At 26.4% G+C, this 24408-nt stretch carries 22 protein-coding genes; 1 reads left to right on the plus strand and 21 read right to left on the minus strand.

The window, feature by feature from the left end; genetic code table 11:
* Nucleotides 1–219: 219 nt before the first annotated feature.
* The 11 genes from BLP75_RS01430 to BLP75_RS01480 all read right to left on the minus strand — a co-directional run bounded on the left by BLP75_RS01430 (nucleotide 220) and on the right by BLP75_RS01480 (nucleotide 10320).
* Nucleotides 220–1608 (minus strand): sensor histidine kinase, encoded by a 1389-nt coding sequence (locus tag BLP75_RS01430; protein ID WP_092722143.1) that lies wholly within the window; start codon nucleotides 1606–1608, stop codon nucleotides 220–222.
* A complete protein-coding gene (locus BLP75_RS01435; protein ID WP_092722145.1) occupies nucleotides 1601–2248 on the minus strand; it encodes a response regulator transcription factor in 648 nt (215 codons plus the stop codon). The genes BLP75_RS01430 and BLP75_RS01435 overlap by 8 nt, the downstream gene beginning before the upstream one ends.
* Before the next feature lie 145 nt (nucleotides 2249–2393).
* Nucleotides 2394–2594 carry a hypothetical protein gene (locus BLP75_RS01440; RefSeq protein WP_092722147.1) on the minus strand — a complete coding sequence of 67 codons (201 nt, stop codon included), beginning with the start codon at nucleotides 2592–2594 and terminating at the stop codon, nucleotides 2394–2396.
* 91 nt (nucleotides 2595–2685) lie between these two features.
* On the minus strand, nucleotides 2686–3339 hold the full coding sequence (locus BLP75_RS01445; RefSeq protein WP_092722149.1) for a hypothetical protein: 654 nt from the start codon (nucleotides 3337–3339) through the stop codon (nucleotides 2686–2688).
* Nucleotides 3340–3576: 237 nt separating this feature from the next.
* Nucleotides 3577–5550, minus strand: coding sequence for a sensor histidine kinase (locus tag BLP75_RS01450; RefSeq protein WP_092722151.1), 1974 nt, complete (start codon nucleotides 5548–5550; stop codon nucleotides 3577–3579).
* A 359-nt stretch (nucleotides 5551–5909) separates the two neighbouring features.
* Nucleotides 5910–6425, minus strand: coding sequence for a VanZ family protein (locus BLP75_RS01455; protein WP_092722153.1), 516 nt, complete (start codon nucleotides 6423–6425; stop codon nucleotides 5910–5912).
* 85 nt (nucleotides 6426–6510) lie between these two features.
* Nucleotides 6511–7146, minus strand: coding sequence for a VanZ family protein (locus tag BLP75_RS01460; protein WP_092722155.1), 636 nt, complete (start codon nucleotides 7144–7146; stop codon nucleotides 6511–6513).
* Nucleotides 7147–7188: 42 nt separating this feature from the next.
* Entirely contained in the window at nucleotides 7189–8424 is a 1236-nt protein-coding gene (locus BLP75_RS01465) for a hypothetical protein (protein ID WP_092722157.1), read from the minus strand.
* A 15-nt stretch (nucleotides 8425–8439) separates the two neighbouring features.
* Nucleotides 8440–9267, minus strand: a complete 828-nt coding sequence (locus BLP75_RS01470; protein ID WP_092722159.1) for a hypothetical protein — start codon at nucleotides 9265–9267, stop codon at nucleotides 8440–8442.
* Complete coding sequence (locus BLP75_RS01475) at nucleotides 9260–9952, minus strand: ABC transporter ATP-binding protein (protein ID WP_092722161.1); 693 nt, start codon at nucleotides 9950–9952, stop codon at nucleotides 9260–9262. Before BLP75_RS01475 ends, BLP75_RS01470 begins: the two co-directional genes overlap by 8 nt.
* Nucleotides 9953–9963: 11 nt before the next feature.
* Nucleotides 9964–10320, minus strand: coding sequence for a GntR family transcriptional regulator (locus tag BLP75_RS01480; protein ID WP_092722163.1), 357 nt, complete (start codon nucleotides 10318–10320; stop codon nucleotides 9964–9966).
* A gap of 297 nt (nucleotides 10321–10617) precedes the next feature.
* Here BLP75_RS01480 and BLP75_RS01485 point away from each other — a divergent pair, with 297 nt between their 5' ends.
* Nucleotides 10618–11541: a CPBP family intramembrane glutamic endopeptidase gene (locus tag BLP75_RS01485; protein ID WP_092722165.1), complete on the plus strand. Its 924-nt coding sequence runs from the start codon at nucleotides 10618–10620 to the stop codon at nucleotides 11539–11541.
* Nucleotides 11542–11591: 50 nt separating this feature from the next.
* On the opposite strand, the gene BLP75_RS01490 is transcribed toward BLP75_RS01485, so the two are convergent.
* The 10 genes from BLP75_RS01490 to BLP75_RS01535 form a co-directional block, all read right to left on the minus strand.
* Nucleotides 11592–12551 carry a hypothetical protein gene (locus BLP75_RS01490; RefSeq protein ID WP_170139087.1) on the minus strand — a complete coding sequence of 320 codons (960 nt, stop codon included), beginning with the start codon at nucleotides 12549–12551 and terminating at the stop codon, nucleotides 11592–11594.
* A gap of 295 nt (nucleotides 12552–12846) precedes the next feature.
* Nucleotides 12847–13452: a class D sortase gene (locus tag BLP75_RS01495; RefSeq protein WP_092722169.1), complete on the minus strand. Its 606-nt coding sequence runs from the start codon at nucleotides 13450–13452 to the stop codon at nucleotides 12847–12849.
* On the minus strand, nucleotides 13445–15112 hold the full coding sequence (locus BLP75_RS01500) for an NEAT domain-containing protein (RefSeq protein ID WP_092722171.1): 1668 nt from the start codon (nucleotides 15110–15112) through the stop codon (nucleotides 13445–13447). The genes BLP75_RS01495 and BLP75_RS01500 overlap by 8 nt, the downstream gene beginning before the upstream one ends.
* A 227-nt stretch (nucleotides 15113–15339) precedes the next feature.
* Nucleotides 15340–16353 carry an SH3 domain-containing protein gene (locus tag BLP75_RS01505; RefSeq protein ID WP_092722173.1) on the minus strand — a complete coding sequence of 338 codons (1014 nt, stop codon included), beginning with the start codon at nucleotides 16351–16353 and terminating at the stop codon, nucleotides 15340–15342.
* A 198-nt stretch (nucleotides 16354–16551) separates the two neighbouring features.
* Nucleotides 16552–18864 carry a glycoside hydrolase family 65 protein gene (locus tag BLP75_RS01510; protein ID WP_092722175.1) on the minus strand — a complete coding sequence of 771 codons (2313 nt, stop codon included), beginning with the start codon at nucleotides 18862–18864 and terminating at the stop codon, nucleotides 16552–16554.
* A 26-nt stretch (nucleotides 18865–18890) separates the two neighbouring features.
* Nucleotides 18891–19571 (minus strand): beta-phosphoglucomutase, encoded by a 681-nt coding sequence (gene pgmB, locus BLP75_RS01515; RefSeq protein WP_092722177.1) that lies wholly within the window; start codon nucleotides 19569–19571, stop codon nucleotides 18891–18893.
* Between the two features lie 21 nt (nucleotides 19572–19592).
* Nucleotides 19593–20606 (minus strand): LacI family DNA-binding transcriptional regulator, encoded by a 1014-nt coding sequence (locus BLP75_RS01520; protein WP_092722179.1) that lies wholly within the window; start codon nucleotides 20604–20606, stop codon nucleotides 19593–19595.
* A 381-nt stretch (nucleotides 20607–20987) separates the two neighbouring features.
* Entirely contained in the window at nucleotides 20988–21806 is an 819-nt protein-coding gene (locus tag BLP75_RS01525; RefSeq protein WP_092722180.1) for a carbohydrate ABC transporter permease, read from the minus strand.
* A complete protein-coding gene (locus BLP75_RS01530) occupies nucleotides 21806–22750 on the minus strand; it encodes a carbohydrate ABC transporter permease (protein ID WP_330385768.1) in 945 nt (314 codons plus the stop codon). Before BLP75_RS01530 ends, BLP75_RS01525 begins: the two co-directional genes overlap by 1 nt.
* Before the next feature lie 156 nt (nucleotides 22751–22906).
* A complete protein-coding gene (locus BLP75_RS01535; RefSeq protein WP_092722182.1) occupies nucleotides 22907–24223 on the minus strand; it encodes an ABC transporter substrate-binding protein in 1317 nt (438 codons plus the stop codon).
* Nucleotides 24224–24408 lie beyond the last annotated feature (185 nt).

Here is a 24408-nt window from a genome sequence, read left to right on the forward strand (position 1 = left end):
TACTAATCACTTAATACAATGATACATCTTTGGATTAAGTTTGTCAAACATCTTTTTAAAACATAATAGATTATTTAAACTTTAATCGAATAAGTCGCTGCTTCAAAATAAATTAGATATATTTTAATATAAAAAAGAAAGTGTCCCTTTTAACGATTTAAGAAAATCATTTTGAGACACTCTCTTTATTACTCTATATATTTATTTTTTATTTTTATTTTAAATCATTTTTTTAACTACAAAGAAAAATTCTATATCTTCATCATTTATATCTGCTCCATACTCAAATTTGTGCGCTTCTAGTATCTCTTTTACTATACTAAGTCCTAGCCCAGTTCCTGATAATTCCTTGCTTCTAGAGCTTTCAAGTACATAAAACGGCTTCCAAATGTTATCTATTTCTTCTTTATTTATATTATTTATTCCATTTTTTACACATACAAATATTTCATCATTATCTTTTAATAAAAATATATCTATTTTATTGTTACTATTGTATTTTATTGCATTACTTATTAAATTATTTAAAACTATTTCTATGCTATCTTCATCAGCATTTATCATAAAATTATCATCATCTATTTTTATATTTAATTTTATATTTCTTTCTTCTATAAGGATTTCATATTTTTTAATACAATGAATTAATTTTTCCTTTAAGTCAAAATTGCACATGTTAAATTCTTTCTTTTCATATTTAGACCAATAAAGCAATGTATTTATAAGATCTGTTAAATGTTCACTTTGCTCAATTATTGTATCTATAAACGTGCCATCATCTATATTGTCTTGTATTCCTATAGCATATGCTTTTATAAGTGCTACTGGTGTTTTCATTTCATGCGATGCATCAGATATAAATCTCTTTAGGTTTTCATTCCTATTATTAAGCTCATTGTGAGCTTTTTCTAAGTTTACGCTCATTTTATTTATACTTTGTGATAGTTCTTCTATCTCATCATTAGTTTTTATTTCTTCTGTTCTAAATTTCAACTTTGATATATCATTAGATAGTAATTTTAGTTTTTCTATTGGCTTTATTATTTTATTAGATAATATAAAAGTTAATATAGAGATTAATATTACAGAAAATGCACTCATCATTATATTAAATCTATTTATAATTTCTATAGTTTCTTGTGAATGTTCTATTGTAGTTCCTATTGCAAAAATATAATCATCTTTTTTTATAAATTTAACTAATAAGCTGTACTTTGATTTTCCTTGGTTATATATCTTATTTACACTTTGATCATTAAGTTTGTACAGTGAATCCTTTGATATCCAAAACTTTTTCAAACTTATTCCTTTTTTCCAAAATTCATGTGAGAAATTTTCACTCACTTCATCTTCAACATTTGATGAGTTTAAATTTACTTGAGTATAAACAATTGTTACATTGTTTTCTTGTTCCAAGTTGTTTATTTCTGACATTAGTTTTTGCGTACTTAATTTAGATATATCTTCTCCTAGATTATTTATAATTTGTTTTTTCTCGTGTAAATAGTATCTATGAATAAATAGTTTATTTATATTTAAGGAAACAAATGATACTAATATTACTGCTATGCATATACTTATAGACAGCTTTTTATTTAATTTAGTCATTAATTCCCTCCAGGCTATATCCTATTCCTCTATGTGTTATTATCATTTCTTCACCTATTTTTGCTCTTAATCTTCTTATATGTGTATCTACAGTTCTATCATCTCCAAAGTAATCTATACCCCATACTAAATTTAATAATTTTTCTCTTGATAAAATTATGCCTTTATTATCTACAAAACATTTTATAAGCTCTAATTCTTTTTTAGTTAAATTTAGTTCAACTTCATCTTTATATACTTTATTTGTCTTAAAATCTATTTTTAAATCTTTTATTTTTAATATTTCATCTTCTCCTATTAACTTTTTTGCTCTTATTATAAGTACTCTTGGATCAAAAGGCTTTCTTACATAATCATCTGCACCACAACTTAGAGCATCAATTTCATCTTCTGTCTGACTTTTTGCAGTTAACATAAGAACCTTTGTGTTACTTTTCTTTTTTATCTCTTTGCATACATTTATTCCATCTATTTTAGGCATCATCCAATCTAATATAGCTAAATCTATTTTATTTGTATAAAATAAATCTAATGCTTCTTGTCCATCTTTTGCTGTTAATACATTGTATCCTTCTTTTTTAAAGTATGCTTGAAGTATTTTTAGCATACTTAATTCATCATCCGCTATTAATATATTCATATTGCACTTCCATTTCTATACATTATATTTCAATTTATATTATAGTCTAATTTTGTTACATCTTCGTTACAAAATTAGACTATAATATAAAAGGACTTGCTAACTTATATATTAACAAATCCCTCTTAAAAACTATTATTTCTTTTTAATCTTCTATGTATTCAAGTATTATTTTTTGATTTTCTTTTAATGTTATTTCTTCTTTTTTAGATTTTATTCCTGATTTTTTTATTTTTACTTCTGCTACAAAAGGCTGGTTACCCTCTACCATATCAAGTAATTCATATGCTTTCTTTTTGCCTATTTTACTAGCAATTTCTTTTATAAGACCTATCTTTTTTATCATCTTTACCACCTCTATATTTATTTTTATATCTTAGATATTTATAAATATTCATTTTAATTAATCTATATTAATAGATATTTTAGAATATATTTTATATTAATCCTGTAGCTACCCCCATCATCATTACTATACTTATAACTGTAGTTATACTTTTTATAGTACTACTTTTTCTAATATCTATATTTTTTCTCATAAATACTTTTACTAACACTGGTGTTAAATATTTAAATACACCTACAAATATAACTACTAATAATAATAATTGAAGTATAAGTGGCAATTTAAGCATAAAGTTATTTACTCCTAAGTATTTAGTACTAATCATCATAATAGTACTTAAAAATATCATAACCATAGCTAATAAAGACTCTGCTAATTCTTTGTATGGCTTATACTTTACAAATATCAATTCATAGAAAGTTTTACTTGGTGATTTTTTTAGATGATTTAATAGCTCTTGCGGTTTCATAAATTTTAATTTTTCATCATATGATATAACTTCAACTACATACATTTTTATATTGTCGTCTTTATTAATTAAGCTTTTTTCATTTTTTATAGCTTTATCATAATATTTAACCATCCTATATGATTCTTGATTTATATATTTTTTAAGTGTATTTTTTATTGTTAAACTTATGTCCTCATCTTCTTGTAGTTTAATTTTTATGTAATAATTATTTTTGTATAATAATATTTTGTCATCTTGATTTTTAATAATTACTCCAATGTATTTTTCATCCATTAAAAGCATCCCCCCTGACATTTTTAATCATTAATACAATTGTAGCTTATTTTAATTTAATTTTCTTTATATTTTAGTATATTGTGTATTATAGTTCACTTTAAAATTATACCAAAACTAATAAAGGATGTATTAAAATGAATTTTTTCATTAATTAATACACCCTTTGTTACAAATTGTTTATCATATATTTTAAGTAAATACTAAGTCGTTAAAACTACTATTTTATAAACAAATTTAGAAATAAATATCAGAAAACTCAACGCCAGTTTTTAATACTACCGCATCCATATCACTTACTTCATATGTAATTTCTAATTCACTGTTTTCATCTAATTTTATTGGTAAATATACTGTAAATTCACTACCTTCACCAACACTAGATTTAACTTTAATATCTCCTCCATGTAGATTTATAAATGATTTTACAAGAGATAATCCTATTCCACTGCCTTCATTTTTCCTTACCATTATATCATCTATTTGAGTAAACCTCTCAAATATATTTTCTAAATGTTTTTTCTCCATACCTATTCCAGTATCTTTTACAGAACACATAAGTGTATCTTCTGATTTTTCTACAGTTACATATATGTTTGTATTTTCTTGGGAAAATTTAATAGCATTAGACATTAAATTTAATATTATTCTTTCTATCTTGTCTGGATCAATTGACATTATAACTTCTTCTTCATTAGTATCAAATACAATATCTATATTTTTAGTTGCTGCATATGGTACAACAGAATTTACTATGCTTTCAATTAAAAACACTATATCTATATTCTTAGTCTTTAAGTTCATAAATCCAGAATCTATTTTTGCTATATCTATAATGTTATTTGTAAGTCTAATCAACCTATTACAATTTTGTTTAATTATACTAGTTTTTTGTACATTACTTTCAAAATAATTGCTTTTTTCTTTATTTATGTTTAACTCTAATAATTGATTAGATGACATTATAACTGCTATAGGCGTTCTTAATTCATGACTTATATTTGATATAAAATTGTTCTGAGCTTTATTTGTGTTTTCAGCTAATTCTTTTGCTTTTAATAATTCTTTTTCATAATGCAATCTTTTTATCATATACAGAACAAGTACTATTATTACTATTATAAGACTTATTAATAAAATAATGGTTGCAATAACAACTTCCTTATAGTCTTTTAATATATCTATTGGATCATTGTATATCTCGCTTCCTCTTGGTATATCCCATTTTTTTATACCATACTTTTTCATAGTATTATAGTTGAATGTATAATGATTTATAGAGTCTCCAGTTATGATTTTTCTTTTCGGTTTTTTACCTTCAAGTAAAGATTTAACCATTTTCCCAGCTTCTTCACCTTGAGTTATATGACTAATAGTTGAACCGCCTATGAATCCTTCTTTTACATGGTAGTCTAGTACTCCATATACAGGTACATCAGTATGTTCTAATATAAATTTTGATGACTCTTCTATCCCTAATACATTTCCACTTTTATCTGTATATGCATAAATCACTAATAATACATCATCGTCAGTTAATTTGCTTAAACGTTTTGCAAAATCTGCAAATGTAATTTCAGCCAATGATATGTGCTCAAAATTAAGGCTTTTATATTCATTTTTATAGTTATAAAACTCCTTTATCTCAGTAGAAGCTTCAGTTGGATTGTCAGTTATAGCTATTATATTCTTTCCACTATGAAGTCTACTAATCAAGTCTATATTTTCTTTTATAGATGGAAATTCCGTTACACCATAAACATTATCTTCATTATTTGCTTCACTTGCTAATTTAACTTCACTTACTCCTAAATATACTAATGGTATATCTTTAAACAACTCATTTCTATGCTTTAATGAAAAATTTAAAGCTCTATCATCCCCACATACAACAACATCAAATTTTTTATAATTTTTTAGTTTATATTTTATTGAATTATAAAAATTTTCTTCATTTTCTTTACTAGAAAATGTTTTAGTATCCATGTACTCAATTTGTAGTACTACATTATCACCAATTTCTTTTTTTATCCCGTTAACTTGATCGTTAAATGACACGAAATTTGGATTATATGAACTGATATATAAAACATGTTTATATTCAGGTCTTGAATCTGCAATTATATAATTGCTGGTTACTACAAAGCTAATAATAAATAACATAATTCCAAATATTAATCGGACACTTTCCCCTGCTTTTTTACTTTCCATATAAACTTCCCCCTCGTATAATTTTGTACTTTATACGTTTTCATTTTGATAATATTATATCATTTTCACACTAAAATTTAAATATTGTAAACTAATTTAACGTTTTTCGATTTCTTTTAACAGTTAATGTCTTTTGCCGAAAATTTTATTTTTTGTAAAAAAGCATTTTAAATTTTGCTATGTTTTAAATAAGGGTTGATAACGAAACACATAAAAGTGGACAAAGCTAGCTTTGTCCACTTTTATTAAACTACAGTATTTAAAATTATTAATTAAAATTCAATTAAACTCATGCTCTAATTTTACAATCTATCCTTATATGAAGTTATTCTATTTTCATATATTTTGAAAATGTTAAATTATATATTAACCAATACAAGAATAGATAATAAAGATACCATAAAGGTTGTTCCAATTGTAGCAAGAATGTTCATCAATTTATATATTTTATGTTTCTCTTTAAACAATTTAACTAAAATATACATTATCAATAATCCTACTATGCCACCTAAAGTATTATTAATAATATCTGTAATATCAGAAGCACCTATAGCCATAACAAATTGTGATATTTCACATATTAAACTTACAATGAAAATAACAGATATTTTTTTGATAGTAGACCACTTAGAAAATAACATTTCTGTATATATACCCAAAGGTATAAAAATTATCATATTCATAAAAATTTCTGAAAAATCAATTTTTCCGTTTACAATTAATGATTCATAAAATGGAATTAAGTTTATATTTCTAAGGTAACCCATTCTACTAAACGGAATTTCTAATTTAAAAACAATTATTTCAAAAATAGCAATTAAATAAACAATAAATAGTATCTTAGTCGTTTTTGTAATTTTACTGCTATCTTTCATAAATTCTCCCCCTCTTTTGATTCGCTTATGTTAATACTGATGTTACATTGCTAATAGTAATACCTCCGAAAATTGATTATATCAATTATCCAGTAAAATAAATATATCTATCATAAAAACCAAATATTACAATTACCATATAAGGAATGATTATACATGCTGGCAACATAAATTGATTTTGAATAATTCTTGACTGGTCAATAATGTTTCTTCTAAATTCAGGAATTGATTTCTTTAAGTAACTAAATACTAAGTAGCCCAATATTGTACCAAAAGTATTAAGTATTAAATCATCTATATCCGTAGCTCTAATTAAAAATAACTGTGTAAATTCAATAAATAATGATATACAAAATCCAAGTATAGCAGTTGACTTTAAATTATCTAGTTTATTGAATAATATTGGTGCTAAAAATCCTATTGGCATAAACATTATAATATTGCCTAAAATATTTATTATTAAATAAAAAGTTACCCCACCTTTAATCATCTCAATTATCCCAGCAAAAGGGATAAATTCTATATCATGTATATTTATACTAATATTAAATCCACTCATAGGTGAAACACCTGTTAAAGAAAATACTATAACCATAGTTATACAAAGTAAGGTAATTCCTATTTTATATATATAACTTAGCTTATCTTTTTTGCAAGTTGTATACATAATAATTATGACAATTAATAAGCTTATTAAAATATCCCGTCCTAATATTTGCATCTAAATGCCCCCTTGTCAAACAAACCTTATTTAACTATATATTTATATTTCATCATTTGTTAATATGTTTGGTGAAACATATGATGTTGAGTCATTTCTTATTATTCCTGAGTATAAATTTTTCTTAGTATTTTTGTCTATAACGTATAAATATTGTCTATTTAATGGAGCACTTGGTCCTGTTTGTTCTGCATACTCACTAGAGTCAATTATTAGATATAATTTATTATCTATATATCTCATGCTTGTTATAGATATTCCATCTTTATTATCATTTACACTTATGTTGTACTCTTCATTTTGATTTATCCATTTTTTATTTTTTAAGTCAAGTGTAGATAATTTCATAGATAATTTATTTTTATTAGCAATATCATTTGTTAAAAATATTACCTTATCTCCCTCAACATAGAAATTACTTATATTATTATTAGCTTCCATATCGAAAGGCATTTTTTCTGAATTAAACTTATTATTTTTAAAGTCATAACTCATCAATTCAAATTTTTTCTTCATATTATCTTTATTTGAATTATCTATAGTTTCCTTTATAAAATAAAGTGTATTTTCATATTTAAATGATGTATAACTTAATTTAGATAGCTCGTCTTTATCTGCTACTACTCTACTTGCTACAAGCTCTGATGATTTATTTTCTAAATCTAATTTATATATATTAGCTAAGCAACCTTTGCTAATTGAAACTGTTTCTTCTTCATCTAAGTACCCTGGACTTTTATCTATCCCAACTAATACATATAATTCATTGTTATATACTATTGTTTGACTTACTGAATTATTGTCATTATTGTTTTTAAATTTATAGTTAAGAGGTATTTCATAATAATCATCTTTTTTAGATTTTAAATCTCTATTTGTTACATTTGCATACAGTTCTCCATGATCACTAGTTTTGTAATCTTTTGATACATGTATCTCTCCTATGTTATTTTCTATCTTATACATATTTTCACTATTGTTAACTGATTTAAATATATCTCTATTTTCTCTATATTCCTTTTTAAGTGGAAGTGATCTTACTGCATCTTTTGAATGTTTTTTTACTTCTATATTGTCTTTTGATATTTTTACTTCTGATGTTTTATAATATCCTTTATGATCTTGATACACTACATTTACATTATCTAAAACACTTCTATTTCCATTTATATCTATAACTTCATAATTTTCTTTATTACTTATACCTATACTAACCGTTGTTAAAAGCATAAGGCCTACTGTTGTAACTAATACTATTTTTGATGCTCTTTTATTCATTCTAATTCCCCTCCTCTATATATACACTTTTTTATTTAAAAGTGTATATGATAATCCTACTGATACTACAAACAGTCCTATAAAGTAAATTATATGTCCCATTAAATTTTTATCTGAGAATGGAGTTGCTGCTCCTATACGTGCAAATATTATTATTGATGCAAATACATATACAATTCCTAGTGCTATTCCTAGTGTTTTAATTTTAAAAGACTTTTGAATCATAACTGCTGTAAATATTACTAAAACTGCAAGTATTACACCTATTATATTTATCATTATAAAGTCTATTAAATATGGTTGAATTAATGTTAAGTTTCTAATAACACCATTCATGTTATTTGCAAGACCAAATATTTCCTTCATAGGTACATTTGTTACTGTTTTTAATATTAAAATATCCACTCCCCAAAATAACATTTGCATTAGCATAACTCCAAATATCATAACTACTATAGTTATAGCTTTTGCTATATAAACATTGAATTTATTGTTTGGTAACATAAATAATGTATATCCTGTTTTGTTTTTTCCTACAAAATCTCTATACCATATAATTAATGCATACACTAAACAAATTAAAACTGCTAAACCTAATAGTAAAATTGTTGATTCATATATATTTAAAATATGTGTCTCATATAAATATTTTTTTGCTTGTTGAAGTCTCATTAGACTTAAACTTTCTTTTGATTTTGTATCACTTGCAACTCTTATTATTATATTTCTAATATGTCTTGCAACAGTTCCTATATTACCAACTAATAATATTGATAATAGCGCAAGGTACCATTTATATATTCTTTTTAATTCTATATCGTATAAATTTAATATATTATTCACCTTTATAAACCTCCCTCATCTTGTCAATTATAGACATTCCTTCTTTTTCACGAAGCTCTTCTGCATTGAATTTTTCTACTAGCTTTCCATTGTTTATTAGTATTACATCATCTACTATCATTTGAATTTCAGCAATTTCATGAGTAGTTATTACTATACTTTGTTCATCACTCATATACTTTGCCATAATTCCTATAAATTCTTCTCTTTTAAATATATCTATTCCTGAAAAAGGCTCATCTAAAAGAATGTATTTTGCATCTTGTGCAAATCCAAGTATTATCTTAACTCTTGCTTTGTTCCCTTTTGATAATTTACATATACGTCTGTCATCTGTTAAATCAAACATTTTAAGCATTTCATATGCTTTTTCTTCATTCCAATTTTTATAAAAGTCCTTCATAAATTCAAAACTTTCTTTTATAGTCATCTGTGGAAAATGTATATCTATATCTGGTACAAAAGCAAGTTTGTTATATGTATTGTAAGTTAATTTTTCTCCATCTATAAGTATGTCGCCACTATCTAATCTAACTAATCCACTTATGGCTTTTAATATTGTTGATTTTCCAACACCATTTATACCTAGTATGCATGTTATTTTTCCTTCTTCAATAGTAAATGATATATCATCAAGTGCTTTTACTTTTCTATATCTTTTACTTACATTTTTTACTTCTATCATAACTTTTCCTCCTAGTAAGACTCTTTTATGATTTTGATAATTTCTTCTTTTTCAACATCTATTGCTTTCATATTTGATATAAATAATTCTAATGATTCATGTATAAGATCTTTTCTTATTTTAGATATTATTTTTTCATCAGTAGTTATTTTACTTTGATGTGTTCTAACTGTATTTATTACTCCCATCTCTTCCATCTCCTTATATGCCTTTTGTACAGTATTTGGATTTACCTTTATACTTACTGCCATCTCTCTTCTCGATGGTACAGGGTCCCCTGGCTTAAGCTCTCCCTTTACTATTTGTTGTCTCATATATCTTATAATTTGAAGATATACTGGTTCTCTATCATTTGCGATAAAATTCATATATACACCTCCGTGTCACTGTATTATTAAAGTAATACACCTTATATCTGTATTATATATGTAATACACTTTTATTTGCAAGTGAATTTTTTATTTTTTTATTTAATAAGTTATTTTTTGGTTTTTAGATAAACTGTGAACATAAGTAATATACTTATTTATAATAAAAACTTATTTATAATTGTAAATTATATTTTTTTGTAAATAAGTATATGGTTTTATCACTTTGCTATTTATTGGTAATTTATATATAATTAATTTGAGTACAATATTTTTAATTTTATAAAGGAGATATTTATGTTTACACGAAATGTAAGCCTTGTTGATGAGGCTAGGAAAAGTAAAAAACTTCCCAATATAATTTGGGCAGTAATATTGCTGCTTATTTTTATGTATGGCGGTAATTTAATCGGTCAACTTATTTTATTACCATTTTTATTAGCTTTTAATAACTCTGAATTTTTTATTTTAAATCAAGAACCAATTCTTTTAATGATCTCTTTAGTTTTATTTGCATTTTCATCATTACTTGTATTTTTTAGAGTTAAAGTCATCGAAAAAAGAAAGATTTCATCTATCGGATTTGCTAAGGATAGTTGGATAAAAAAATATCTAATTGGCTTTTTAATTGGTATTATTATGATGGGTATAATTGTTTTAATTCTATATGGATTTGGCTATATAACAATTGATAAAAATCCAATTCAGCCTGTTGGTTTATCTACATTACCAGTTATTTTAATATTTTTAGTTGGTTGGATTATTCAAGGTGGTACTGAGGAGATTCTTACAAGAGGATGGCTAATGAATGTATTAGGTGCTCGATATAATATAACTTTAGGTTTAATAGTTTCTTCTTTATTATTCTCATTTATGCATTTATTAAATCCAAATGTAAATTATATTGCTGTAATAAATATAGCTTTAGTTGGTTTATTTTACGGACTTTGTGTTATTAAAACAAATGACTTATGGGCTGTTTGTGGAATGCATAGTGCTTGGAATTTTGCTCAGGGCAACTTATTTGGATTTGAAGTTAGTGGTAATAATGTTCCTGTTGGAAGTTTGATGGATTTTAAATTAATTGGTAGCGATTTTGTTACAGGCGGTGTTTTTGGTCCTGAAGCTGGTATTGTTAGTACTATTATTTTAGTTGCTTCTATTTTAATTTTGTTGTTTTTAGATAAAAAAGGATGTTTTAAAAAATCATCTATATTATAGAATTATATAAAAAGCTCTTACGACTAAAGTCATAAGAGCTTTTATTATTTTTAAGGATTTAAGCATACTCCACTGTGATCAAAATTATACATCTTTCCATTTATATCTTCTTGTGTGTTACTATACATCATTCCATATCCACCTAAGTAATACCATTTTCCATTTTCTTTTAACCATTGATTTGCTTTTACAGTTCCATCTCCATTGCCATAATACCATCCTTGACTTTCACCAAAGTAAGAGTTTGCTTTAATCCATCCTTTTTTATAATTCATAGCACCACTTGCGTCAAATATATACCATTTTCCATTTACATATGCTGTTTTATTTGCTGCCATTATTCCACCATAATGATGTTCTTCTAATGGTCCATCTAGATAATACCACTTACCATTTTCTTTTACCCATTCACTACTTTTTACTGTTCCATCTCCATTTGAATAAAACCAGTTTCCACGATGTGAAACCCATCCTTTTTTAGGAGAAAGCATAGCTCCATTTTTATCAAACATATACCATTTTCCATTTACATATGCTGTTGGTCTTGAATCCAACATTCCATAGTAGTCATATAATTTACTTTCACCAGCTAAATGGTACCATTTACCATTTTCTTTTACCCATTCATTTACTTTTATGCTTCCATCTTTATTTCCATAGAACCATAGTGAACCCATCTTAATCCATCCACTTTTTTCTACTATAGCCCCATTTTGATCAAATATATAAAATTTATTTCCAACTTTATCTGTTACGTTTACTTTTATATAACCATACTCATCAGCATAATACCATTTACCGTTATCTTTTATCCACTGACTTTTTAAGATTACTCCATTTTTATAGTAGCTCCAAGAATACTCATTTGCTACCCATCCATTTAATGATTTGCTTTGTTGAGCTGATACAATATTATTTTTTACTTGAACTTCATTAGCATATGTTTTTTCAGCTTGCGCCCCTACACATATTAATCCTGCTAATACTAACCCCATTATATGTTTATTCATTTTAAACTCCTCCATATTTCTATTTCAATACTAATAATATCACATTAAAAACTATATATCTTTATTTCTAACTTTTTGTAATTTTTCTAAATATTTCTAAACTTTTAAAGTATTATTTTTTAGTAGTCTATTATCATTATAATACAAAATTCGCTTCGCTTAAGCCACTGCGTGGGCACTACACTTCATGTCGCCAACGACTTCGTCCGCTAATTAAAAAAGCTCTTATGACTAGATTTAGTCATAAGAGCTTTTTATTTTTTTCAATGTTTTTTAAATCTTAATCTATTAATCCTTATATCATTTTAGCTTTTACACAAACTCTTTTTTTTCCGTCTTTTGTGCAAGTGATTATAGTCATTTCTTTTTTACCGTAATCTTGACTTAAAACATCAAAATTGTCTGGTTCTATGACTTCTTTTTTATATATTTGATATTTAAATTCTCCATTTAATGCTTTTATCACTATTTCTGTTCCAATTTCAACATCCGCTAATCCTTTAAATACTTCATTATATAAATTATTTCTATGACCTGCTAATGAGAAATTTCCAAACTGACCAGGCATTGATGTTTCTATAAAATGGCCTACATTTTTTTTAATTTGCGCTTCTTGTGTGTCCTCTACTATTATATGTTGTACTCCAAGATCTTTTATTTCAATAACTCCTATTTTATCTCCAGGTTTTATATCTTTGTATATTTCTTTTACGGATTGATTCTTTTTTGTATCAATAGTTGGTATGTCTTTTTCTAAAAATTCATTTACCTCTTGTTTACTTGATTGCTCAAATAAATATTTTCCACCAACTCTAACACCTACTATACAGCATCCTAATACTATAAGGGTTATTCCTATTATTTTTCTGTGTTTGCTTTTCATTTTAATTTTTTTATTCATCCTTTTTCTTAGTTAAGGCTGCTCCAGCTACTATCATAGTTGCCCCAAGCCCTGTTATCATAGCACCATCAAATCCAATACCTGTTTGTGGCAATTTAGGCTTTGTAGTTGTAGATGAATTATTATTGTTATTGTTGTTATTATTTGTTTGAGTTGAATTTTCATTTTCAACTTTTAAAGTACTATTGATTAGCTTTACATTATATTCTATATCTTTCTTTTTACTTTCCATATAGCTTTTTACTTTTATATCTGCATATACATTTGGTATTTCAAACTTTATTCTCATTCTACCTTTTGCTATATGACTAGACAAAATTTCATATGATACTTGTTTGTTATTTACCTCTATTTTCACACTTGACTCTGATTCTACTGCATCTACAAGGTCAAATATAGCATATGTTTTTCCATTAACTTCTTCTATAAATGTAATATCATTTAACTGTGCATTAGCTAATTCTTCAGCTTCTTCACTTAATGTAATAACATCATTTTTTATAGAACTTAATTTTCCACTTGTTGATGGTTTTTGTAGTATCTGACCACCACGATTATATGTCTTTTTTGTAGAATTTAAGTTTTTAATTGTACTATTATTAGCTGAATTTTCTACATTATTTATATTAGTTGCTGTTATATCTTTTATATATTTTAATGTATCTTTTTTAAGTGATACCTTAAATTCAATGTCTTTTGTTTCTCCATTTGAATTTTTTATTTTACACATTACAGTAGATTCTGTATCTAAATTTGGTACTTCATACTTTATTGTAATTTTTCCACTATCTAAATTTTTCGATAATGTATTATAGTCTACAGACTTGTTATTTACTATTACTTCTAATTCTTTATCTTTAGATATGTTATTTACAAATTCTAGCTGCACATATGTTTTACCATCTATTTCTTCTATGTAACTAGTACTACCTAGAGATTCTCTAGCTAAACTTTCAAGTGATGAATCACTAGCTTTTATTGTGTTTTCTATTGAGCTTAATTTACCTGTATTAGATTTAATATTTTTAACTTGTGATGTTTGATTTTCTGATTTTCCTATATTTGGTTGTTTATTTTCATTAGCTTGAATATTTTTATCTACTGGTTTTGTATTATTTTGTGGTTTATTTATATTTTCTTCTTTATTTGTAGACTCTTCATTTACAGCGTCTTTAATTAAAACAATATCATATTTAGTTTGTTTATTTAAATCAGTTATGTTCTTTTTAATAGTTATTTTATCTTGTAATGAACTAACTTCAAATTTTACACTTGTATTATCTTTGTTTAGTTGATTTTCTATTGTTTCATGATTTACTTTCTTATCATTTACTAATATTTCTAAATGATTTTTATCATCAATTTTTTCGTTGAAGTTTAAAGTTACATATATCTTTCCTTCTTTTTCTTCTACATGACTAGTCTCACTTAGATTTTCTCTATTTAAGTTTTTTTCCTTATCTGATTCATTTTCCATTATTATTTTATTTTTAAATTCACTTGTTTTTATTTCTTCATTTTTATTTTTTTCTTCTATTTTTAAAATTTTATCATTATTATTTACAGTTTCATTTGCACTAGCTAATAATATATTTCCTCCAGAAAAAACTACTGTAAGCCCTATAGCTAAGCATTTCTTCTTAATTTTTTTTAAAGCCATATTTTATCCTCCTAGGTATTTATCCTTTAAACTTTGTTTTATCCATAATTAGTCCCTATAATCTATATTATATTATACTTTGACTACCAAATGTTGTAAATTAATTCACTTAGAATATTTCCAATAATTCTATTTTTTAAAATCAATGTTGCTAAAAAATATAGAGCCATTGAGTGAAATTTATTTTTCACTCAATGGCTCTATTATAATTAGATTATTATTTAAAATTAATTTGATATAAAATTGAATATCTTATCTACCATATTATCTAACATATCATTTATTGTTTGTTTTATGCTACTATTCCCTTTAGACTTATACTCTTCAACATAGTTAGCATCTACATATCCCTCTAAATTACCCTCTTTTATCTTTATCCATCCTGATTTAGCTGACCCATCTATAATTGCATTTGCCTTTTGCCCACTTTTTAATTCTTTAATTATTTTTGCATTTAAAGAAGGTGTTTGCCTCATATACAAAGTATCAACATTGTCTACAACTTTTACTTTTTTACTTAAAGTATTTATGTTTTTTATATCTTTGACAAAGTCTCTAGAAACATAGCCTATATTGCCATTGTATCTTATTTTTAACCATTCGTTAGGATAACTAGCTATTACATCTAATACTGCATCTTTGCGTACTTTTGAAATCCTTTCATATGTTGTGTCAGGTCCACTTCTCATATTTAAAGTATGTATATTTGCTATTACAAATTTACGTTTTTTTGCATCTAAATTTTTAATACTACTGTCATTTACTTTTATATGTTTTTTTAACACATAACCTACTTTACCTTCAAAATTAATTTCATAATACTCTCCTACTTCTCCTATTATCTCAACACTAGAACCTGTCGTAAGATTTCCTAACACATTATCTGTATCTTTAGCACTATCCCTTACATTTAATTTATCATAACCTACAGAAACTTCCCCCAATGCACTTGCATATCTATCTATTGTTTTTATGTATTTTTTATCACTATAACCTTCTTTGTTTTTGTACTTTATTTTACACCAAGTATCATTTTCTTGTACTATTTCTATTTCAGAGTTTTTTTCTATTGTAGTTAATATTTCAGATTTAGCATCCATTACTGTCCTTAAATTCACATTTTCAGTAGTTAGGGCTTCTTTAGATACTGCATCTACATTTATAACGGTTGTACCAATCAAAAGTATAGTTAATACGATTTCCTTAAGTTTATTTTTGAATTGTAAAAATATTTTGCTCATAGTTATACTCTCCCATTTATTGCTATATAATATCACCTGAATACTATTATACACGACAAATGCTAGTTTTAAATATTATATTCTACATTGTTTGTACTAATTGATGTTATTGAAATCACTTTGTAAAATTATTACAAAAAAAGTACTTGATTTATTAACCTTCATAAATCAAGTACTTTTATATCAATTTTTTTACGTTTAAGCATTACATAAATTTTTATTAACTTCTATAGGAATAACTATTTTATCTTCTAGTTTATATTCTTCGCCATATATACTAACATTTATTGACTTATTACTCATATTTGATATTTTAACATCTTCTTTATTAACTTCAACTTTTAATAGATTATCTCTATAATTTATATTAAAACTATATCCATCCCAATTTTGTGGTAGTTTTGGTGCGAACTTAAGACTTTGTTCAAACGTTTGCATACCTGCAAATCCTTGCACTATTGAAAGCCAAGCCCCCGACATTGAAGTTATATGAAGCCCATCTTCTGTGTCATTATTATAATTATCTAAGTCAAGTCTAGCAGTTCTTGAGTAAAGTTCATAAGCTTTTTCTAAATTGTCTATTTCACATGCTATTATAGAGTATATACTTGGTGATAAAGATGATTCATGAACTGTATATGGTTCATAGAAATCAAAGTTTCTTTTCTTTTCCTCTTTGCTAAATTTATTACCAAAATAGTACATTCCTTGTAATACATCTGCTTGTTTTATAAAACATGATCTAAGTATTTTATCCCATGACCAGTTTTGATTTAATGGTAGATTTCCTTTTGGTAAATCTTTAACTTTTATAAGTTCTTTGTCTAAGAAATCATCGTGTTGAACTATTATATCTAACTCTTCATCATATGGTAAATACATTTTAGAACTTATTTTTAACCAATTCTCTAATTCTTTTTTATCTACATTATTTCTATTTACTGATTGTATATTTTCTTTTTCTAACCATTTTATATTGTTAACTGCGTATTCTAAGCACCATTTTGCTAAGTAATTAGTGTACCAGTTGTTGTTTACGTTATTATCATATTCATTAGGTCCTGTAACTCCATGAATCATATATAAATTACGTCTTTTGTTTAAATGTACTCTACTAGCCCAAAATCTCGCTACTTCTACTATTACATCTATTCCTTTTTCTTTTATATACTCAAAGTCACCTGTATAGTTTGTATAGTTATAAATTGCATATACTATACTTCCGTTTCTGTGTATTTCTTCAAATGTTATTTCCCATTCATTGTGACATTCTTCTCCATTGAATGTTACCATTGGGTATAGTGCCCCATTTAGACCTAACTTTTTAGCATTTTCTATTGCTTTATCTAATTGATTATGTCTATATACTAAAAGATTCCTTGATACTTCCTTTGGCGCTACGCCTAAATAAACTGGTAAACAATATGCTTCTGTATCCCAATAAGTAGCCCCTCCATATTTTTCTCCTGTAAATCCTTTAGGTCCTATGTTTAATCTAGCATCTTCACCATAGTATGTTGAGAATAGTTGGAATAAATTATACCTTATACCTTGTTGTGCTAATGTATCGCCTTCTATTTTAATATCAGCACTTTCCCATCTTTTGTTCCAAGCATTCATATGCTCATTTAATACTGTTTCATATCCTTTGATTGTTTGATCGTTAAGTATCTCTTCTGACTTTTCTATTAAATGAGCTTCATTATGATCTCTTGTAGTAGTTATTGCAACATACTTTTCTATAGATACAGTTTCATCTTTTTTAATATCTAATACTATTTTATTTTCACTATAATATTCTTTGTTCATATAAGTATTTTCTTTTGGTTCTTTATTAGTTTTTATACTCATATTTGCACATATTGTAAATACTTCTGTATTAAATGGATTATCTTTAGTTCTTGCAACCACATTTCCATATTTTTCACTAGATTCAGTACTTACATTAACCCAAAACGCTTCTTCATAATTAGAATCTTCATTTTTTACATCACTATCTAAATACGGTGTAAACGTTATCTCTCCATCAAAATTTAATGCTTTAACTTCATATTTTATAACACCTAATTCTTTGGTTTTTACACTTAGAAATCTAGTTACTGATGCTTCTATCTTCTTTCCATTTACATCGGCTACAAACTTACGAGTTAGCACTCCATTTTTCATATCTAATTCTCTATAAAAGTCGATTACTTTAGCTTTTGCTAAGTCTAATATTTCACCATTTATATATACATCTATTCCTATGTAGTTTACACTGTTTGGAACTTTTCCAAAGTAATTTGGATATCCATTTTTCCACCAACCTACTCTAGTTTTATCTGGATACCAAATTCCTCCTATATATGAACCTCTATGACTATCGTTGGTATATGTTTCTTCATAATTTCCTCTCATCCCCATATACCCATTACCTAAACTCATTATAGATTCTGCTAGTCTATTTTCATCAAATTCTATTTTATCTTGTATTATCTTCCATTCATTTATATTATCAAATAAACGTCTCATAAAAAATCCCCCTGAATTATTCATATTTATATATTTGTTATATACTTACAAGCCTTATATGAATTTACTATTTGATTGAAATCTATAGTTTGTGTGTTTTCAAACACTATATTTGCTTTATTTAAAGAATCTTTATCTCCAACTCCTACCGAGTACATATTTGCACTGTTTATAGCATCAATACCTGCCATCGCATCTTCTATGCCTATGCTATTTAGTGGATCTACATCTAAGCCATTTGCTGCCATTATAAATATTTCTGGATTTGGCTTACTGTTTTTACACTTTGCTGCATCTGCTATAAAGTCAAAGTAACTATTTAGTCCTAGATTATTTAAAACCATAGTTGCGTTTTTGCTAGCTGAAGCTAGTCCTATTTTTATATTATTTAATTTTATCTCTTTTAATAAATTCTCTATTCCTGGCAATATATCTTTAGGTGAAATGTGTTTAATTAACTCAACATAATATTTATTTTTATCATTAGCTAAGTCTTCTTTTTCTTTTAAAGTAAACTCATTTTGTTTGTTTCCTTTGATTAATATTCTTTCTAAAGACTCCATTCGACTTATGCCTTTTAAGCTTTCATTAAACTCTTCATCTATTTCTATATCTATTTTTAATCCCAACTCTTTCCATGCTAAATAGTGAAATTTAGCAGTGTCTGTTATAACCCCATCTAAATCGAATATAAAAGCTTCTATCATTTATTATCTCCCCGTTTAATCTTATTTGTTGCTAATAAAAGACTTTCTCTCAACAAACTCAGTATCTACAATATAGTGAGTAGTTTCACTCTCTTTATTATCTTCTAATGTTTGTATAAGTAGCTTAGTAGCTTGATATCCTAGCTTATCTGCATTTATATCAACAGATGCTAGTGGTGGTTTTTGATGCTGCGCTAATTGAGTATTATTAAAACCTACTACTGCTATATTTTTAATCTTTTGTCTTCTAAGCTCTTTTAAAACTCCAAATGCAAGTAAATCATCTATTGTTACAATGGCAGTTATATCTTTGTTTTGTAAAAGATCTTTACACGCACTTTCTCCTTCATATTCCTTAAATTCATCTTTGTGTACAACTAAATTTTCATCAAATTCTATATTATTCATTTCCAATGCTTTTTTATATCCTTCAAATCTATCTCTAGACATGTTTAGATTTTTCATAGCACCTGCAAATCCTATTTTTCTATGACCTTTTTTTATTAACTGATTAACAACTTTGTACATAGCTTGAAAATTGTTATTATCTACCCATAAAACTTCATTAGGATATTCAGGTCTTCCAACTACTACAAATGGAAACTTTTTATCTTTTAAATATCTTACACTTTCATCATTTTCTCTTACCCTTAAAAGTATTACTCCATCCACTAAATTGCTACTTGTCATTTCTTTTATATTTTCAACTTCATTTTCTTCATTTTTACTAAAAGCATAAGTTATATAATAGTTTTTACTTTGTGCATACATACTCATCCCCTTCATAGCATTTATAAAGAATGGATTTGCAAGTAAATCATTAGCATCACTTGGAAGTACTACCCCTAATATTCTTGTTTCATTTTTTGCTAGACTTCTAGCTATTGGATTTGGTTTATAATTTAGCTTTTTTATAGCTTCATTTACTCTTTTTTTAGTTTCATCACTTATTCTTGGATTATCTGATAATACTCTAGATACCGTCGATGTTGCCACATTCGCTTCTCTAGCCACATCTTTTATTGTAACTTTCATTTTTTCCTCCCATATAACAGTACTTAATAATTAATAAGCTCTACTGATATTTTCATCTTATATTAATTAAAATCTACTAAATACTTATATTAACCATTTTAATTTTATTTTAGGCAATATTAAACAACTCTAAATATATTAAAAAGTATTCGTAATTAGGATTTATAATTTTTAATTTTTTATTAAAAATTATGGTATCTTCAAGTTTACAGTATTTCCACAGAATTTCAATACAACTAAACCATTTTTATCCAATTTGTATATATTAATTACTATTTTTCTAACTATGCTAGCTAAATGTGTATACAAACAATTAAAAATTTATGCTGGAAGGTGATTTTTAACTAGCATAGCTATATTAAATATATGAGTTAACTTTGCCTATTTTATACTTCCTGATGTAACACTCTTTATTATGTGTTTTTGTGCAAAGAAGTAGAATACTAATACTGGTATTATTGTTAAAACTAATCCTGCAAGTGCTAGATCCCATTGCTTTGTATATTGTCCAAAGAAGAAGAACATTGATAGAGGTATAGTTCTAGTTTGTGGTGTATTAATTACAAGTGATGGTAATAAGAAGTCATTCCATATCCAAACAGTGTTAAGTATTGCAACTGTTATAGATATAGGTTTTAAAAGTGGGAATATTATATATCTAAATGTTTGCCACTTATTACATCCATCTATTAATGCAGCTTCATCAAGTTCTTTTGGAATACTTTTTACAAATCCATGATATAAAAATATTGCTGAGGCTGATCCAAATCCTATATACATAAATATAATTCCTGGTACATTAAGAAGATTTAATTTACCCATTATATTTACAAGAGGTAACATTATTGATTGGAAAGTTACTAACATCGAAGCAACTAAAATAACTAATATTATATTACATATCTTTGAATTAGTTCTTTGTAACATCCATGCTGCCATAGATGCGAATAATATTATAAATAAAACACTTATAATTGTTATAAACAATGAGTTTCCTAGTACTTTTATAAAATCTAGCTTTTCCCAAGCATTTGTATAGTTATCTATGTTTGCTGCTTTAGGTAGAGCTAATGTACTTTCAAATAATTCTCCTTTAGATTTAAATGAGTTTACAATTACTATATAAAAAGGAGATAAACAAATTATTGCTAATATAACTCCTAAAATATTCATTCCCCATTTTGATACTTTGTTTTTCATTATGCTTCCACCTCACCTTTTTTAGTAATATATACTTGAACTAAACCTATAACTGCAACTAATACAAAGAATATTACAGCTTTAGCTTGTGCTAAATTTATTTTATTAAGTGAGAATGCTGTCTGATAAATATTTAGTGCTATCATTTGAGTTGCATTACCTGGTCCACCATTTGTTAGTGCTAAGTTTTGATCAAATAATTTAAATGAGTTAGAAAGTGTTAAGAATAAACTTATTGTAAATGCTGGTCTAACCATTGGTATTGTAATATTTCTTAATCTTTGCCACCAGTTAGCTCCATCTATTTTTGCAGCTTCATTTAATTCTGGTGGAACATTTTGTAAACCTGCTACATATACAACCATAACGTATCCTGCCATTTGCCAAGCTACTATGATTACCATTCCCCAAAATCCTGTTGTTTCATTAGATAACCACCCCATAAGCCACTGTTGACCTAGAGCTTCACCTATTCCATTGAATACATTAACAAATATGAATTGCCATATAAATCCTAAAATTAAACCACCAATTAAATTTGGCATAAAGAATATTGTTCTTAGTAAATTACTTATTTTCGATTCTCTAGTTACTAGAAGTGCTAATAAAAACCCTATAACATTTATAACTATTACTGATGCTACAGTGAATTTAGTAGTAAATATGAATGAGTTTCTAAATGACTCATCTGAAAAAGCTTTTATGTAATTTTCAAATCCCACGAAATTTATTTGTGAACTGATTCCATTCCAGTCAGTAAATGAATAGTATATACCTAATACTAGAGGTATAAATATTACTAACGTAAATGCAAATAAACTAGGTCCTACAAAAGCCCAATATGCTAGGTTATTTTTTTTACTTCTTTTAGACTTAGTTTTTTTATTGTTCATTTTATTAGTAGCTTTATTTTCATCCTTAACTACTTCAGTGTTAACTGACATTACGTTTCCCCCTTAATGGATTTTTTTTAAACTCCGATTATATTTAACTTCTATGTCTTACTCTTATCTCTATAATTTTAAGATAAGGGGCTACCTTAAAGTACAAGTACAAACTTACTCTAAAATAGCGCCCTATAGTTAATTTCTACTTATATATTATTTTCTTTCTTCTGCCCAAGTTTTTTGTGCATTTTTAACTAAATCATCCCAGCTCATGCTTCCATCTATATATTTTTGAATATCAGCACCAACTACATTTTCTCCCCATCCACTTGGATATCCCATGAATACCCATGGCATAGTTTTTCCTTCATTAGCATATTTTAATACATCTGCTGATAATGGATCTTTTGGTTGTAATGTATCACTTTCATATCCTTTAAATGCTGGTATAAATTTGAAGTCTTCTATTATCATTTTCTTACCTTCATCTGAAGTGTATAACCAATTTAAGAAGTCTTTAGCTGCTTTCTTTTCAGCATCATCTTTGTTTTTATTTATAGACCAGTACATTGGAACACCTACAGGTATACAATCCTCTTTAACACCTTTTACTGGCATTGGTAATATTCCAGAGTTAGCAGCTATATCTTTGTTAACTCCCTCTATTCCTCCATATGCCCAGTTACCCATTTGTACCATTGCAACTTTTCCAGTTGAATATTTTTGTTCTATTTGCATAGCGTAGTCAACACTATTTATAGATCCATTTTTTCCATCTGGTTTGAAAGCATATTTAACTTGTAAGTCTAATAAATCTTTTAATTCTTTGTTATATTTGAATCCTAATTCTTTAGCTTCATATGCTTGCTTTCCACTTTCAAACTCATTAGCTAAAGCTGTATTTAATAAGTGAAGTCCTGTAACCCACTTTTCTTTACCTGGTACTGCAAATACTGAATCAAGTCCTAAATCACCTTTTTTAGAATCTAGAGTTTCAACAGCTTTTTGTAGTGCATCATAACTTGTTATTGTTGCTGGGTCTATTCCAGCTTTTTTAAATATTTCTTTGTTATATATAAATCCATATCCTTCTTGGTTAAATGGCATACCGAATATTCCATCATCAGTTGTAACTGAACCTAATGTTCCATCAAATGCTTCTTTTACCCAAGGCTCATCTTTTAAATTTTCTAGCTTTCCATCCCAGTCCTTAACATCTTGTGGACCACCTACGTTAAATATTGTTGGTTCTTGTCCTGATTGGAATTTAGATCTTAAAGCCGCTCCGTAATCATTACCTCCACCAACTGTTTCTATGTTTATGTCGACATTAGGATTTTTTTCTTCATAAACTTCAGCGGCTTTTTCTAGAGCGTCCTTAGCCTCTACTTTAAATTGGAAGATATCTACTTTAACTTGATCTCCTTTTGCGTCTTTAGATGCGTCACCTCCACTTGAACTACATCCTACTACACTCGATGCTACTAACATTGTTACCGTAACTAGACTTAATATTTTCTTTAGTCCCATGTGAAAAATCCCCCTATTTTTTATTTTTTAGACAATCGCTTGCATCGTCTTTATACTTGAATTGTAGCATGAGAAACTTTTTTGTGCAACCGTTTTCTGAATAAATTTTTTATAGTTTTTGTAAAATCTGTATAGCTACTTATTGATACAAAAAATATACTCCCTAACAAAATGTTAGAGAGTAT

Source organism: Romboutsia lituseburensis DSM 797 (genome assembly GCF_900103615.1).
In the GTDB taxonomy this organism is placed as follows: domain Bacteria; phylum Bacillota; class Clostridia; order Peptostreptococcales; family Peptostreptococcaceae; genus Romboutsia_F; species Romboutsia_F lituseburensis.